The organism is Gordonia jinhuaensis (genome assembly GCF_014639795.1).
Lineage (GTDB): Bacteria > Actinomycetota > Actinomycetes > Mycobacteriales > Mycobacteriaceae > Gordonia_B > Gordonia_B jinhuaensis.
The window spans coordinates 163,901-179,693 of the sequence record NZ_BMGC01000005.1 but is presented as its reverse complement, the minus strand read 5'-3'; the positions used below and the strand labels follow the sequence as shown (position 1 = coordinate 179,693).

Here is a 15,793-nt window from a genome sequence, read left to right as displayed (position 1 = left end):
GCGTGAGCAGGATCATCATCGGAGTCGGCGGCGGGATCGCCGCCTACAAGGTCTGCTCGGTCATCCGTCACTTCACCGAATCCGGGCATGATGTCCGCGTGATCCCCACGCGCGCCGCGCTCGGATTCGTCGGCGCGGCGACATTCGAGGCACTGAGCGGACATCCGGTGTCCGCGGATGTGTTCTCCGCCGTCGACGAGGTCGCCCACGTCCAGCTCGGACGCCACGCCGACCTGGTGATCGTCGCGCCGGCGACCGCCGATCTGATGTCGCGCGCCGCTGACGGCCGCGCCGACGATCTGCTCACCGCATCGCTGCTCACCGCGACCTGCCCGGTCATGTACGTGCCGGCGATGCACACCGAGATGTGGGAGCATCCGGCCACCCAGCGCAATGTGGCGACGCTGCGTGCCGACGGCGCGACCGTCATCACTCCGGCCGCCGGACGGCTCACCGGGCCCGACACCGGATCGGGCCGGCTGCCCGACCCGCAGGAGATCTCGCTGCTCGGAGAGGTACTGCTGGCCCGCCGCGACGCCTTCCCCCGCGACTTGACCGGGGTGAAGATGGTGGTCAGTGCCGGCGGCACCCGCGAACCGCTCGACCCCGTGCGGTATCTGGGCAACCGCAGCTCGGGCAAACAGGGTTATGCCCTCGCCCGTGCCGCCGCCCAGCGGGGCGCCGAGGTGACACTGGTCGCCGGCTCGGTCGCCGACCTCGCCCCGCCCGCCGCGGTCGAACTCGTTCGCATCAGGACGGCCGAGGATCTCGCGGCCGAGATGCGCAAACGTGCCGTCGACGCCGACGTGGTGATCATGGCCGCAGCAGTAGCCGACTTCCGCCCGGTCAACTTCTCCGATTCCAAGATCAAGAAGAAGGGCACCGACCCCGATCCGATCGAGCTGACCACCAACCCCGACATCCTGCGCGAGCTGGTGACGGCACGTTCGGCCGGCGAACTGTCGTCGGAGACCGTGCTGGTGGGATTCGCCGCCGAGACCGGTGACGAGAACGGTGGAGTCCTCGATCACGGCCGCGAGAAGCTCGCGCGTAAGGGATGCGATCTGCTCGTGGTGAACGCGGTGGGGGACGGCAAGGCGTTCGGCACCGACGACAACACCGGCTGGATCCTCACCGCGGACGGCCACGAGACCGCGCTGCCGTTGGGAACCAAAACACTCATGGCGACCAGAATCCTTGACGCGGTGACGCCGCTGTTGCCCACTAGCTCTGGCTGACCCGGCAGCACCCGGCCGGCCACGCGCACCGCGCCGGCAGCCCACACCGCTGTGGCCTGTCGAACCTGCTGTGGCCCCGCGTCACACCGCGTGTGTAGGTTGACCCGCGTGTAGGTTCATATGTCGGCTTGACCGGGTGTCCGCGTCCGCACCGCGCTGATGACGACACCCGCCGCCGCGATCGAACGATTTCCGACGAGTATTCCGCTTCATTCCGAGAGGACACGATGACCGTCACCGGTTCTGCGTCACGACTGTTCACGAGTGAGTCCGTCACCGAAGGGCACCCCGACAAGATCTGTGACGCGATCAGCGACTCGATCCTCGACGAGATGCTCGCCCAGGATCCGCGTGCCCGCGTGGCGGTGGAGACACTCGTGACCACGGGCCAGGTGCACGTCGCCGGTGAGGTGACCACCGAGGCCTACGTCGACATCCCCAAGATCGTCCGCGAGAAGGTCCTCGAGATCGGCTATGACTCGTCGGCCAAGGGTTTCGACGGCAACTCGTGCGGAGTGAACGTGGCGATCGGCGCCCAGTCGCCCGACATCGCCCAGGGTGTCGACACCTCCCACGAGCACCGCGTGGACGGCATCACCGAAGACCAGATCGCCAGCCAGGGTGCCGGCGACCAGGGCTTGATGTTCGGCTATGCCACCGACGAGACCCCGGAGTACATGCCGGTGCCGATCGCACTCGCACATCGGCTGTCGCGACGTCTGACCGAGGTGCGCAAGACCGGCCGGCTGCCGTACCTGCGCCCGGACGGCAAGACCCAGGTGACCATCGAGTACCGCGGTGACCAGCCGGTGCGTCTGGACACCGTCGTCCTGTCGACCCAGCACGCCGCCGACATCGACCTCGACAACCTCCTCACCCCCGACATCCGCGCGAATGTGCTGCAGCCGGTGTTCGAGGAGTTCACCGTCGACGGCCTCGACACCTCGGATCCGCGCCTGCTGGTCAACCCGACCGGCAAGTTCGTGCTCGGTGGACCGATGGGCGATGCCGGGCTGACCGGCCGCAAGATCATCGTCGACACCTACGGCGGCATGGCCCGTCACGGCGGTGGCGCCTTCTCGGGCAAGGATCCCTCGAAGGTGGACCGCTCGGCCGCCTATGCCATGCGCTGGGTCGCCAAGAACGCGATCGCGGCCGGACTCGCCAAGCGCATCGAGGTCCAGGTGGCCTACGCCATCGGCAAGGCAGCGCCCGTGGGCCTGTTCGTCGAGACCTTCGGTACCGAGGCCACCGATCCGGCCGTCATCCAGAAGGCCATCTCGGAGGTTTTCGACCTGCGCCCGGGCGCGATCATCCGCGACCTGGACCTGCTGCGGCCGATCTACGCTCCGACCGCCGCCTACGGACACTTCGGCCGCACCGACATCGATCTGCCGTGGGAGCGCACCGACCGAGCCGACAAGCTCCGGGCCGCCGCCGGGCTGTGAACCCCCGCGGCGGGCGGATGACCGCGCTACGCCGGTGACCAGCTCGTTCTCGGAGACCGGCTCCTCGCAGGGCAGCTCGTCGAAGACTCGCGCGCCGGGTGCCTCCGGCCTGCCCGCGAGCTCGCGCGCAGTAGGCGGCGCGCGGCGCGGGGCGCGGACACCAGCCCCCCATCGCCCGGTCGCGAGGGTGCTGCCGATGCTGGGCCTCTCGCACCTCGACCGGCCCTTCGACTACCTCGTCGACACCGATCTCGACGAGATCGCGCAACCCGGCGTACGCGTACGCGTGCGATTCGCGGGTCGGCTGGTCGACGGCTATCTCCTCGAACGCCGCGACGACACCGACCACGACGGCGCACTGGCCTGGCTCGACCGGGTGGTGTCCGCCGAACGTGTGCTCACCGAGGAGATCGCCGCCGTCTGCCGTGCGGTCGCCGACCGCTACGCGGGGACCATGTCGGATGTGCTGCGGATGGCCGTGCCACCCCGGCACGGCCGCACAGAGACCGAACCGGTGGTGCATGCCGCCGTCGCCGCACCGGCAGCACCGGATCTGTCGGCATGGCGGGAGACCTACGAGGCGGGTTCGGCCTTCGTCGACGCGCTCGCGGCGGGAACAGCCCCGCGGGCGGTGTTCGACGCGGCGCCGGGGGAGGACTGGCCCGCCCGCCTCGCCGAGTTGTCCGCAGTGGTCTGCGGTCAGGGCCGCGGTGTGGTGATCGTGGTTCCCGACCAGCGCGACCTCGACCGGCTCGAGAAGGCCTGCGTCGAGGCGCTCGGCGCCGAGGCGGTGGTCGCGCTGTCGGCCGGACTCGGCCCGACCGCACGCTATCGGCGCTGGCTGCGCGTGTTGCGCGGACAGTCGCTCGTGGTGGTCGGCACGCGCAGCGCCGTCTTCGCGCCGGTACACGACCTCGGACTCATCGTGGTGTGGGACGACGGCGACGACAGCCTGATCGAACCGCGCGCACCGTATCCGCACCCGCGCGAGGTCGCCGTGCTGCGCAGCCACCGCGCCCGTAGCGCGCTGATGATCGGCGGACACACCCGCACCACCGACGCCCACAGCCTCGTCGAGGCCGGCTGGGCGCATTCGATCACCGCGTCGAGGGCGGTGATCCGCGACCGCGCCCCCCGGGTCACCGCCCTCGACGATCACGACGTCCGGGTGGCCGGTGATCCGCTGGCCCATGCCGCCCGCATCCCCGACGTGGCCTTCCGCGCAGCCCGCGCCGCTCTGGGCCGGGACGAACCGGTGCTGTTCTCGGTGCCACGCCGCGGATATCAGCCCTCACTGAGCTGTGCGCGCTGTTACACACCCGCGCGTTGCCGGCACTGCCACGGCCCGCTGCAGTCCACCGGGCCCCAGGCGATCGCGCTGGAATGCCGGTGGTGCGGTCGCCCAGAGCCGCATTTCCGCTGTGTCGAGTGCGGGGGCCAGCAGGTACGGGCGGCGGTCACCGGCGCGCGCCGCACCGCCGAGGAACTCGGTCGCGCCTTCCCCGGGGTCGCGGTGACGACCTCAGGCGGTGACCGCGTGGTCGACGCGGTCGAGGCGGGGGCGCGGCTGGTGGTCGCCACCCCCGGCGCAGAACCGACGGCGCCGCAGGGGTACGGGGCGGCGATCGTGCTCGACACCCGATCCCAGCTCGGGCGCGCCGACCTGCGCGCCGGTGAGGAGGCGGTCCGGCGCTGGCTCGCTGTCGCCACCGCCACCCGGCGGCGCGGACAGGGCGGGGAAGTGGTGATCGTCGCCGACGCCGCACTGTCTCCGGTGCAGGCCGTGATCCGCTGGGATCCGGCCGGTTTCGCCGCGCGCGAGATCCGGGACCGCGAGGTGCTGGGATTTCCGCCGGCGGTGACGATGGCCTCGGTGGACGGTGCGGCGCGCACCGTAACCGACTTCGTGGACACGATCGGGTTGCCGGCCGACGCGGACGTGCTCGGCCCGGTGGAACTCCCGGCGGGTGCCCGCCGCCCCGCGGGACTCGACGACGCCGCCGATGTCGAGCGGATCCTGCTGCGCGTGCCGCGACGACACGGCCGGGCACTGGCCGAGGCGCTGCGGGCGGCGCAGATCCACCGCGGTGCGGTGCGCGATCCGGCACCGCTGCGCGTACAGGTGGATCCGCCGCATATCGGCTGACCGGGGCCGTGGATGCGCCCCGGTAGGCTTGCATGTCGTGGATTGCTGCTGCGCGACGACCTCCCGCCCGCCTACCCCTCATCAGACACGTCGACGACGGGTATCGACGGCGGGAGCGCGGCCATGAGGCTGGTCTTCGCGGGCACTCCGGCGGCTGCCGTCCCCGCTCTGCGCGCGCTCATCGCCTCCGAACGCCACCACGTGGCAGGGGTGCTGACACGACCCGATGCACGCTCGGGCCGCGGTCGCACACTGCGCCCCTCGCCCGTCAAGGAGGTCGCACACGAACACGCCATCGAGGTGCTCACCCCCGCCCGGGTGTCCGACCCCGAGGTGAGCGAGGCGCTGAGCCGGTGGGCTCCGGACTGCTGCCCGGTGGTGGCCTACGGCGGACTCATCACTCCGGATCTGCTGGTGGTACCGGCGCACGGCTGGATCAACCTGCATTTCTCGCTGCTGCCCGCATGGCGCGGCGCCGCACCCGTGCAGGCGGCGATCGCCGCGGGTGACGAGGTCACCGGGGCGAGCACATTCGAGATCGAACGCGGGCTGGACACCGGCCCGGTGTACGGCGTAGTCACCGAGAAGATCGCGGCCGAGGACACGGCGACGTCACTGCTCGACCGGCTGTCGGTGATCGGAGCCGAACTGCTCGTCCGCACCCTCGACGGCATCGAGGACGGTGAACTCGCCCCGGTGCCCCAGTCGACCGACGGGATCAGTCATGCGCCGAAGATCAGCGTCGAGGCCGCTCGGGTCAACTGGTCGTTGCCCGACCACATCGTGGACCGCCACATCCGCGCGATGACCGACGAACCCGGCGCGTGGACGATGCTGGGGGACACCAGGATCAAGGTCGGCCCGGTGAACCGTGCCGACCACGATCCGCTGCCACCGGGCGTCGTGGCGGTGACCAAGAAGTCGGTGATCGTCGGCACCGGGGGCGGCGCCGTGGCCCTGGGTGACGTGCAACCGCCCGGCAAGAAGGCGATGTCGGCTGCCGACTGGGCGCGCGGCGCTCATCTCACCGACGGTGCGGTGCTGTCATGAGTGATCGCCGAGCACCGCGTGCCGGGTCCGCGCGCGAGAAGCCGGCCCGGGAGAAGTCAGCGCGCGACAAGCCTGCGTATGTGCGCGACAAGGCCGTCGACGAACCGCGTGCCGCGGCCCGCGACGTGCTGCGGGCGGTGCGCGAACGCGATGCCTACGCCAATCTGGTGCTCCCGAAGATGTTGCGCGAGCGCCACATCACGGGTCGGGATGCGGCGTTCGCGACCGAGCTGACCTACGGGACCGCGCGTGCGATGGGTGTCCTGGACAGGATCATCGCCGCTGCGGCCAACCGCCCGGTCGCCGAGATCGACGGTCCCGTCCTCGACGTGCTGCGCCTGGGCGCCTATCAATTGCTGCGCACCCGAGTTGAACCGCACGCCGCCGTCTCCACCTCGGTGGACCTGATCCGATCGGAGATGGGGCAGGGGCCGGCCGGGTTCTGTAACGCGGTGCTGCGCAAGATCGCCCAGAAGGACGAGGAGCTGTGGACCGACACTCTCGCCCCCTCGATGGGTGAGGACCCGGTGGGGCATCTGGCTTTCCGCTACGCCCATCCGCGGTGGATCGCTGCGGCCTTCCTCGACGCACTCGGCGGATCGCTCGGGCAGCTGCAGGCACTGCTCGCGGCCGACGACGACCGGCCGCTGGTTCACCTGGCCGCACGGCCCGGACTGATCACCGCCGAGGAACTCGCGCTGACCACCGGCGGCGAGCAGGCGCGGTATTCGCCCTACGGGGTGTACCTCGACGGCGGGGACCCCGGAAAGCTCGACCCGGTGCGCGACGGGCTGGCCGGAGTGCAGGACGAGGGCAGCCAGCTGGTCGCGCGAGCGGTGACCGTGGCCGACGTCGACGGCGAGGACACGGGGCGCTGGCTGGATCTGTGCGCCGGACCCGGCGGCAAGGCCGCGATGATCGGCGCACTCGCCGACATCGACGGCGCACGTGTCGACGCGGTCGAGATCGCACCTCATCGCGCCGATCTCATCCGCCGGGCCGTCGATGGGCTGCCGGTGACCGTGCATGTCGCCGACGGCCGCGACCCCCATCTGACCGAGGGGTATGACCGCGTCCTGCTCGATGCTCCGTGTACCGGACTCGGCTCGTTGCGCCGTCGACCCGAGGCACGGTGGCGCCGGCAACCCGGTGACGTCGCGGAGTTGGTGGGATTGCAGCGGCAGCTGCTCGATTCCGCGCTCGATCTCGTCCGGCCCGGTGGTGTCGTGGTGTACTCCACCTGTTCCCCGCATCGCGCCGAGACCGTCGACATCGTCGACGCGGTCGCCGACCGTGATGACGTCGAGGTGCTCGATGCGCGCGCCTACGTCCCGGCCGACAATCTGGGCGACGGGCCGTATGTGCAGCTGTGGCCGCATGTGCACGGCACCGACGCCATGTTCCTGGCAGCACTGCGGAAACGCTGAGTCGGCGCACTAGACTTCTGCGGCATGGCTCCTGTGAATCCGCCGATGATCGCCCCCTCGATCCTGTCCGCCGACTTCGCACACCTCGCCGATGAGATCGACGCCATCGGCGGCCACGGGATGGTCGGCGGGGCCGACTGGGTGCACGTGGACGTGATGGACGCGCATTTCGTCCCCAATCTCACGCTGGGACTGCCGGTGGTGCAGAGCATCCTCAAGACCACCGACATCCCGATCGACTGCCACCTGATGATCGACGATCCGGGTCGCTGGGCACCTCCGTACGCCGAGGCCGGCGCCTACAACGTGACCTTCCACGCCGAGGCCACCGACGATCCGGTCCCGGTGGCCAAGGACATCCGGGCCGCGGGCGCGAAGGCGGGGCTGAGCATCAAACCCAACACCCCGCTCGACCCGTACCTGGAGATCCTCCCGGCGTTCGACACCCTGCTGGTCATGAGTGTGGAGCCGGGGTTCGGCGGACAGTCCTTCATGCCGCAGGTGCTCGACAAGGTCACGCGTATGCGGTCGCTGGTCGATTCCGGTGAGTTGCAGATCCTCATCGAGATCGACGGCGGCATCAATGCCGACACCATCGAGCAGGCCGCCGAGGCGGGAGTCGACTGCTTCGTCGCGGGATCGGCCGTCTACAGTGCGGCCGATCCCGCCGACGCGGTGCGAAACCTTCGCGCACAGGTCACCTCGGTCCGATCCTGAACCGCGATCAGCGGATCCGCCGATGACATCACTCGACGACGACGCGCTGATGCGCATCGCGATCGACGCCTCGCGCGCGGCGAGGGGCGTGAGCACCCCGAACCCGCCGGTCGGCGCCGTTGTCGTCGATGCCGACGGCGAGATCGCCGGAGTGGGGTCGACCTCACCGGCCGGCGGCCCGCACGCCGAGATCAACGCCCTGCGCGAGGCGGGGGAGCGGGCCCGGGGTGGTACCGCGGTGGTGACTCTCGAGCCCTGCAATCACACCGGACGCACCGGACCGTGCTCGGAGGCGCTGATCGACGCGGGGATCGCACGTGTGGTCTTCGCCGTCGCCGACCCCAATCCGCGCGCCTCCGGTGGGGCCCAACGTCTCGCCGCCGCCGGCGTACGGGTCTCGCGCGGTGTCGGTGCCGCCGACGCCGAGCGAGGGCCGTTGCGCGAGTGGCTGTTTCGTCAGGCCCACGGACGTCCGCATGTGACCGCGAAATTCGCTGCGACACTCGACGGCAGGATTGCCGCGCCCGACGGCACCAGCCAGTGGATCACCGGACCCGTGGCGCGTGCGCGTGTCCACGAAATCCGCGGCGAGCTCGACGCGATCGTGGTGGGTACCGGGACCGTCGAACGTGACGATCCGGCCCTCACCGCACGCCACCCCGACGGCAGTCTGCGCGGCCATCAGCCGACCCGGATCATCCTCGGCGACAGGGACATCCGTCCCGACGCACAGATCTTCTCCGATGCGGCCGCCACGATCCACGTGCGTGGTCACGATCCGCGCGAGGCACTCGCGGCAGCCGGCGACGCACTGGCCGTGCAGGTCGAGGGCGGCCCCCGCATCGTCGGGGCGTTCCTGGCCGCCGATCTGGTCGACGCACTGCAGGTCTATCTCGCACCGACCGTCCTCGGGGCCGGTGCGGCGGCCGTCGACGATCCGACCGTGACCACCCTGGCACAGGCACACCATTTCGTTCTCGAGGGCTCGCAGGTGCTCGGCGACGACATTGCACTCACGCTGATCCGAGTCCGATGACGGGCCCTGACCAGGGTCGACGGGTGCGCCCGCGCGTCTGACCGCGGCGAGATTGTGCTAGCGTCGATGTGCAGGTTCTCAGGGCGGGGTGCGATTCCCCACCGGCGGTGATGGCATCGGAGATGTCGAGCCCGCGAGCGCCCGGCATGGCCGGGGACAGCAGATTCCGGTTCGATCCCGGAGCCGACGGTCATAGTCCGGATGAGAGAGAACGCGTCTCCGCAGGCTGGCACCTGTGGTCTCGTCGCCCTGGGTCGTGATGGCCGAAGAGGAGGACGGGATGTTCACCGGGATCGTCGAAGAGCGCGGACGCATCGTGTCGCGCGAAGACCTGGGAGACTCGGCTCGATTCACCGTCGCCGGACCCGTGGTCACCAAGGACGCGGCACACGGCGACTCGATTTGTGTGAACGGTGTGTGCCTGACGGTCGTCGACCAGCCCGCCACCGACCAGTTCACCGTCGACGTGATGCACGAGACGCTCGCGCGCAGCTCACTGTCCGACCTCGACACCGGCGCGGAGGTGAACCTGGAACGCGCGATGCCCGCCGGTGGTCGATTCGGCGGCCACATCGTCCAGGGCCACGTCGACGGCGTCGGCCGGATCGTGTCCGTCACGCCGTCTGAACACTGGCGCGTGGTGCGCGTCGGCGTACCGGCTGCACTCTTCCGCTACATCGTGGAGAAGGGCTCGATCACCATCGACGGCGTGTCTCTCACCGTGTCGGCGGTGTCCGGGCCTGCCGAGGACAACCCCTGGTTCGAGGTGTCGCTGATCCCCACCACCCTCGACCTGACCACTCTCGGATCGGCGTCGCCGGGCACCGCGGTGAACCTCGAGGTGGACGTCATCGCCAAATACGTGGAGAAGCTCGCCGAACCGCATGCGGCAACCGGCTGAGCGCCGACCCGGTGCCCGCACACTGCCTCCGCCATCGGCAGGGCATATCCCGGGCATCCCACACGTTGAGAATTCCGATCCACGAGTGACGACAATCGCGACAGCGCCGGACCTCCCCATCAGGCCGGATCGCGGGCGTGCACTCGATGAACGAAGGTGAATGCAGTGTCAGATTCGACAGTTCGGCAGATCGAGCACCCCGGTGAGCCGATCACGTTCGACTCCGTCGAGCGGGCGATCGCCGACATCGCCGAGGGTAAGGCCGTGGTCGTGGTCGACGACGAGGACCGCGAGAACGAGGGCGACCTGATCTTCGCCGCCGAGAAGGCGACGCCGGAGCTGGTCGCGTTCATGGTGCGCTACACCTCCGGCTACGTGTGCGTTCCTCTCGACGCCGACGATTGCGACCGACTCGGGCTGCCCCCGATGTACTCGGTGAACCAGGACAAACACGGCACCGCCTACACGGTGACCGTCGACGCGCGCACCGACATCGGCACCGGGATCAGCGCCGCCGACCGCGCGGTGACCATCCGCCGCCTCGCCGACGCGGAGTCGACCGCCGGCGACTTCACCCGCCCCGGACATGTCGTACCGCTGCGCGCCAAGGAGGGTGGCGTGCTGCGCCGCCCCGGCCACACCGAGGCGGCCGTCGACCTCGCCCGGCTGGCCGGACTGCGCCCCGCGGGTGCGATCTGCGAGATCGTCAGCCAGAAGGACGACGGCTCGATGGCCCACGCCGACGAACTTCGGGTGTTCGCCGACGAACACGACCTCGCGATGATCTCCATCGCCGACCTCATCTCGTGGCGTCGCCGTCACGAGAAGCACGTCGTGCGCGTCGCCGACGCTCGCATTCCCACCGAACACGGGGTGTTCCGTGCGGTGGGGTACTCCAGCGTCTACGACGATGCCGAACACGTGGCCCTGGTGATGGGCGACATCGCCGGAACCGACGGCAAGGGCGACGACGTGCTCGTGCGGGTGCATTCGGAGTGTCTGACCGGAGACGTGTTCGGCTCGTTGCGATGCGACTGCGGACCTCAGCTGGACGCGGCCATGGAGATGGTCGCCGCCGAGGGACGTGGCATCGTCTTGTACATGCGAGGACATGAAGGCCGCGGTATCGGCCTGCTGCACAAGTTGCAGGCCTACCAGCTGCAGGACGCCGGGTCGGACACCGTCGACGCGAATCTCGAACTCGGTCTGCCTGCCGACGCCCGCGACTACGGCCTCGGCGCCCAGATCCTCAAGGATCTCGGCGTGAACTCGATGCGACTGCTCACCAACAACCCCGCGAAGCGGGTCGGACTCGACGGCTACGGGCTGCAGATCGTGGAGCGGGTGCCGATGCCGGTGCGCGCCAACTCGGAGAACCTGCGGTATCTGCGCACCAAGCGCGACCGGATGGGGCATGACCTGGTGGGACTCGACGATCCGACAACCGAAGGGACAGGTGCATGAGCGGCGCCGGAGAACCGACGATCGACCTCGGAGACGCCGCGGGCAGCCTACGGGTGGCCGTCGTCGCCTCACAGTGGCACGAGGTGATCTGCACGGCCCTGCTCGACGGTGCACTGCGCGCAGCGCGTGCCGCCGGTGTCGGCGAACCCACGGTGGTCCGGGTCGCCGGTGCCGTGGAGTTGCCTGTCATCGCCCAGGCGCTGGCCCGTACCCACGACGCGGTGGTGGCGCTCGGTGTGGTGATCCGCGGGGAGACCCCGCACTTCGAGTACGTCTGTGACGCGGTGACCGCCGGGATCACCCGGGTCTCCCTCGACGAGAGCACACCGGTGGGCAACGGGGTGCTGACCACCCTCGACGAGCAGCAGGCGCTCGATCGGGCCGGCCTGCAGGACTCCAAGGAGGACAAGGGTGCCCAGGCGATGAACGCCGCACTCGCCTCGGCCGTGGTGCTGCGCGATCTGTACGCCGGCGAAGCAGTCGGGTCGTGACCGCGCAGATGCCCACACGCCGCACTCGCCTCGGCCGTGGTGCTGCGCGATCTGGACGCCGGCGAAGCAGTCGGGTCGTGACCGCGCAGATGCCCACACGGCGCACCGACCGCGACATCGAGTGGGACTTCACCTACCGCGCGCGCACGACCCCGCGGATCGCGATGGTGGTCGCGGCGCTGGTGGTGATCGCACACGTCGTCGCCGGAATCCTGCTCCGCGACGGCGACACCGGAGTCGATTTCCGGCTGTCGGACACCTTCGCGCTGCCTCTGATCGGTGTGATCCTCGGGGTCGCGATCCTCACCCTGACCCGACCCCGGATCCGCGCCGGTGCGCGCGGGGTGGCGGTGCGCAATCTGGGTGAGGAGAAGGTGTACGACTGGTCGCAGGTGCGGGGGGTGTACTTCCCCGCCAAGGGGCACTGGGCGCGTCTGGAGCTGCCCTACGACGAACATGTCGCGGTCCTCGCGATCGCCTCGAACGACGGCGACGCCGCGGTGGAGGCGATGGCACGGTTCCGGGAGATCCACGAGCGCTACGCCAGTCAGACCGCATGATCTCGAGCCTTTCCCGGTGATCCGGTCCGTCTGTGATCCCGGTCCTTCTGTGACCCCGGTGTTTGTCGGTGGCGTCGAGGCCCGGTCGGCTGTCGACGGGCCGGACGAGCGGTGGCGTCGGTCGGCCGTACTAGCCTGAACGCGTGGCCGACCCGATCACCTACCGCCCCGCGCCGGGGTCGATCCCGACCGAGCCGGGCGTCTACAAGTTCCGCGACGCCCACGGCCGGGTCATCTACGTGGGTAAGGCGAAGAATCTCCGCTCGCGGCTGACCTCCTACTTCGCCGACATCACCACATTGCACCCGCGGACCCGGCAGATGGTCACCACCGCGGCGTCGGTGGAGTGGACGGTGGTCAACACCGAGGTCGAGGCGCTGCAGCTCGAATACAACTGGATCAAGGAGTTCGACCCCCGGTTCAACGTCCGCTACCGCGACGACAAGACCTACCCGATGCTCGCGGTGACGTTGAACGAGGAGTACCCGCGCCTGTTCGTCTACCGCGGACCGCGCCGCAAGGGGGTTCGGTACTTCGGGCCGTATTCGCACGCCTGGGCCATCCGCGAAACCCTCGACCTGCTCACTCGGGTCTTCCCGGCGCGCACCTGTTCGGCGGGCGTCTTCAAACGGCATGCGCAGATGGGCCGGCCCTGCCTGCTCGGCTACATCGACAAATGCTCGGCGCCGTGTGTGGGACGGGTCAGTGCCGCCGAACACCGCGAGATCGTCGACGGATTCTGCGACTTTCTCGCCGGCCGCACCGACCGGATGGTCCGGGTGCTCGAAAAGCAGATGTCGCAGGCCTCCGAGGATCTCGACTTCGAGCGCGCCGCCCGACTGCGCGACGACCTCGGTGCGCTGCGCAAGGCGGTCGAGAAGCAGGCGGTGGTCCTCGGATCCGGCACCGATGCCGACGTGGTCGGCATGGTCTCCGATGAGCTCGAGGTGTCTGTCCAGGTGTTCCACGTCCGCGACGGACGAGTACGCGGACAGCGCGGCTGGGTGGTGGAGAAGACCGACGAGAGCGATCAGCTCGCAGCGCAGGTCTCGCAGTTCCTGACGCAGTTCTACGGCGCCCAGGTCGAGCAGGACGAGACGATCTCGGTCCCCGATTCCCACGCTGGGGGCGACCCCGTCCCCCGCGAAGTGCTGGTTCCCGAGCTGCCGCCGGACGTCGACGGCATGCGCGACTGGTTGTCGGACCTGCGGGGCAGCGCGGTCGACCTGCGGGTGCCCCAGCGCGGCGACAAGAAGACGCTGATGGAGACGGTCACACGCAACGCCCAGGAGTCGCTGGTGCAGCACAAGCTGCGTCGCGCCGGCGACCTGACCACACGCTCTGCCGCACTCACCGAGATCCAGGAGACCCTCGGCCTCGACTCGGCGCCGCTGCGTATCGAGTGCATCGACATCTCGCATGTGCAGGGCACCGACGTGGTGGCCTCGCTCGTGGTGTTCGAGGACGGGCTGCCCCGCAAATCCGACTACCGCCACTATGCGATCAAGGAGGCGGCCGGCGACGGCCGGTCCGACGACGTGGCCTCGATCGCCGAGGTCACCCGTCGGCGGTTCCTGCGTCATCGCACCGACAACGGCGGCGATCTGGCGCCGGAGGCGGCACTCGATCCGGCCACCGGGCGCCCGCGACGGTTCGCCTACCCGCCCAATCTGTTCGTCGTCGACGGCGGTCAGCCCCAGGTCACTGCCGCCGCAGCGGTGCTCGACGAGCTCGGCGTCACCGACGTGGCGGTGGTCGGTCTGGCCAAACGCCTCGAAGAGGTGTGGTTGCCCGACGACGATGACCCGGTGATCTTCCCGCGCACCAGCGAGGCGTTGTTCCTCTTGCAGCGCGTGCGCGACGAGGCGCACCGATTCGCCATCAATTTCCACCGCAGCAAGCGTTCGAAACGGATGACGGCATCGGCGCTCGACAACGTGCCCGGACTCGGCCAGACGCGGCGCACCGCACTGGTGTCGCATTTCGGGTCGGTCGCACGGCTGCGGGAGGCGAGCGTCGAACAGATCGCCCAGGTCCCCGGCATCGGCAAGACCACCGCGCGTGCGGTCTCCGATGCACTGGGCGGATCAGACGCCGCCAGTCAACAGGAAGCCGGCAGTCACCCGGTCGCCGGCAGTCACCAGGAAGCCGGTGGGGAAGCAGCAGCCGGGCGGGAGCCGCAGACAGATCCGGCGACCTCCGTCGGCGCCGACGCGCCGGAGGATTCCGTCACCGGGACCGGTGCCGACGGAGATGCCACGATGGAGCAGGCAGGATCCAACCGAGAAGGGGGCAACCGCGCGGGCGCACCGGGGCCGAAACCCGCGCCGGTCGGCGAACCCCTCCGAGTACGAGGTGGTGAGGGTGAGCGCTGATGTCGAGGTCCTCGTGGTCACGGGGATGTCCGGGGCCGGACGGTCCACCGCAGCCAAGGTGCTGGAGGATTCGGGCTGGTACGTGGTCGACAACGCGCCCACCCGGGTGGTGGAGAACATCGTGCGGGTCACCCGCGACGAGGGCACCGAGTCGAAACTCGGTGTGGTGCTGCGCGCGGTCGACACCAACTTCGCCGACGAACTCAAACATCTGACCGAGGACCTCACCTCCGACGGGGTCCGCGTCAAGACGGTGTTCCTCGACGCCCGCGACGACATGCTGGTGCGCCGATTCGAACAGGTCCGCCGCCGCCACCCCTTGCAGGGCAACGGCACTCTGGTGGACGCGATCACCAGCGAGCGGACGATGCTCGCACCGATCGCCGAGGCCGCCGACCTCTCGATCGACACCACCTCGCTGCCGGTCGCGAGGCTGCGCCAGATTCTCGACGAGGCCTATGCCCAGGAGTCCGAGACCGCACTGCGCGTGGTCTGCGAGTCGTTCGGCTTCAAATACGGGCTGCCCATCGACGCCGACCTCGTTGCCGACGTCCGCTTTCTGCCGAATCCGTTCTGGATCCCCGAACTGCGCGATCATGACGGTCGCGAGGAGCCAGTGCGCGACTACGTACTCGGTGCCGACGGTGCGGCCGACTATCTCGACACCTATGAGCGCATCGTGCGGCTCACCGCTGCCGGATATCGACGAGAAGGTAAGCGCTACATGACCGTCGCGGTGGGGTGCACCGGCGGCAAGCACCGCAGCGTCGCGATGGCCGAGGCGCTGTCGGCGCGGCTGCAGGAGGCCGATCCCGGCGTCGCGCAGCCGGGTAACGGCGGGCCGACAGGCGACACGGACTCGTCGATCGACACCTCGGCCCTGAGTGTGCGTGTGGTGCACCGGGATCTGGGGCGCGAGTGAACAGCGGGCACGGACCCG

The 15,793-nt window shown here is 69.7% G+C and carries 13 protein-coding genes and 1 riboswitch; all 13 genes read left to right on the top strand.

Annotation, left to right across the window (positions count from 1 at the left end):
* Positions 1-2: 2 nt before the first annotated feature.
* The 13 genes from coaBC to rapZ all read left to right on the top strand — a co-directional run bounded on the left by coaBC (position 3) and on the right by rapZ (position 15,775).
* Positions 3-1,238 carry a bifunctional phosphopantothenoylcysteine decarboxylase/phosphopantothenate--cysteine ligase CoaBC gene (gene coaBC / locus IEW22_RS05745; protein WP_188585629.1) on the top strand — a complete coding sequence of 412 codons (1,236 nt, stop codon included), beginning with the start codon at positions 3-5 and terminating at the stop codon, positions 1,236-1,238.
* A gap of 227 nt (positions 1,239-1,465) precedes the next feature.
* Positions 1,466-2,686 carry a methionine adenosyltransferase gene (metK, locus tag IEW22_RS05740; RefSeq protein WP_188585628.1) on the top strand — a complete coding sequence of 407 codons (1,221 nt, stop codon included), beginning with the start codon at positions 1,466-1,468 and terminating at the stop codon, positions 2,684-2,686.
* Between the two features lie 196 nt (positions 2,687-2,882).
* Entirely contained in the window at positions 2,883-4,832 is a 1,950-nt protein-coding gene (locus IEW22_RS05735; RefSeq protein WP_188585627.1) for a primosomal protein N', read from the top strand.
* A gap of 123 nt (positions 4,833-4,955) precedes the next feature.
* Entirely contained in the window at positions 4,956-5,882 is a 927-nt protein-coding gene (gene fmt, locus IEW22_RS05730) for a methionyl-tRNA formyltransferase (protein ID WP_188585626.1), read from the top strand.
* Positions 5,879-7,309, top strand: coding sequence for an RsmB/NOP family class I SAM-dependent RNA methyltransferase (locus IEW22_RS05725; RefSeq protein WP_188585625.1), 1,431 nt, complete (start codon positions 5,879-5,881; stop codon positions 7,307-7,309). Before fmt ends, IEW22_RS05725 begins: the two co-directional genes overlap by 4 nt.
* Positions 7,310-7,342: 33 nt before the next feature.
* Positions 7,343-8,026 (top strand): ribulose-phosphate 3-epimerase, encoded by a 684-nt coding sequence (gene rpe / locus IEW22_RS05720; RefSeq protein ID WP_188585682.1) that lies wholly within the window; start codon positions 7,343-7,345, stop codon positions 8,024-8,026.
* Positions 8,027-8,048: 22 nt separating this feature from the next.
* Entirely contained in the window at positions 8,049-9,062 is a 1,014-nt protein-coding gene (gene ribD / locus IEW22_RS05715; RefSeq protein WP_188585624.1) for a bifunctional diaminohydroxyphosphoribosylaminopyrimidine deaminase/5-amino-6-(5-phosphoribosylamino)uracil reductase RibD, read from the top strand.
* A gap of 70 nt (positions 9,063-9,132) precedes the next feature.
* Positions 9,133-9,279: riboswitch (FMN riboswitch) on the top strand.
* A gap of 63 nt (positions 9,280-9,342) precedes the next feature.
* A complete protein-coding gene (locus tag IEW22_RS05710; protein WP_188585681.1) occupies positions 9,343-9,963 on the top strand; it encodes a riboflavin synthase in 621 nt (206 codons plus the stop codon).
* A gap of 165 nt (positions 9,964-10,128) precedes the next feature.
* Complete coding sequence (locus IEW22_RS05705; RefSeq protein ID WP_229742205.1) at positions 10,129-11,427, top strand: bifunctional 3,4-dihydroxy-2-butanone-4-phosphate synthase/GTP cyclohydrolase II; 1,299 nt, start codon at positions 10,129-10,131, stop codon at positions 11,425-11,427.
* Entirely contained in the window at positions 11,424-11,918 is a 495-nt protein-coding gene (gene ribH, locus IEW22_RS05700; protein ID WP_188585623.1) for a 6,7-dimethyl-8-ribityllumazine synthase, read from the top strand. Before IEW22_RS05705 ends, ribH begins: the two co-directional genes overlap by 4 nt.
* Positions 11,919-11,995: 77 nt before the next feature.
* Entirely contained in the window at positions 11,996-12,478 is a 483-nt protein-coding gene (locus IEW22_RS05695) for a PH domain-containing protein (RefSeq protein ID WP_229742204.1), read from the top strand.
* Between the two features lie 143 nt (positions 12,479-12,621).
* Entirely contained in the window at positions 12,622-14,853 is a 2,232-nt protein-coding gene (uvrC, locus tag IEW22_RS05690; protein ID WP_188585622.1) for an excinuclease ABC subunit UvrC, read from the top strand.
* Positions 14,843-15,775 (top strand): RNase adapter RapZ, encoded by a 933-nt coding sequence (gene rapZ / locus IEW22_RS05685; RefSeq protein WP_188585691.1) that lies wholly within the window; start codon positions 14,843-14,845, stop codon positions 15,773-15,775. Before uvrC ends, rapZ begins: the two co-directional genes overlap by 11 nt.
* Positions 15,776-15,793 lie beyond the last annotated feature (18 nt).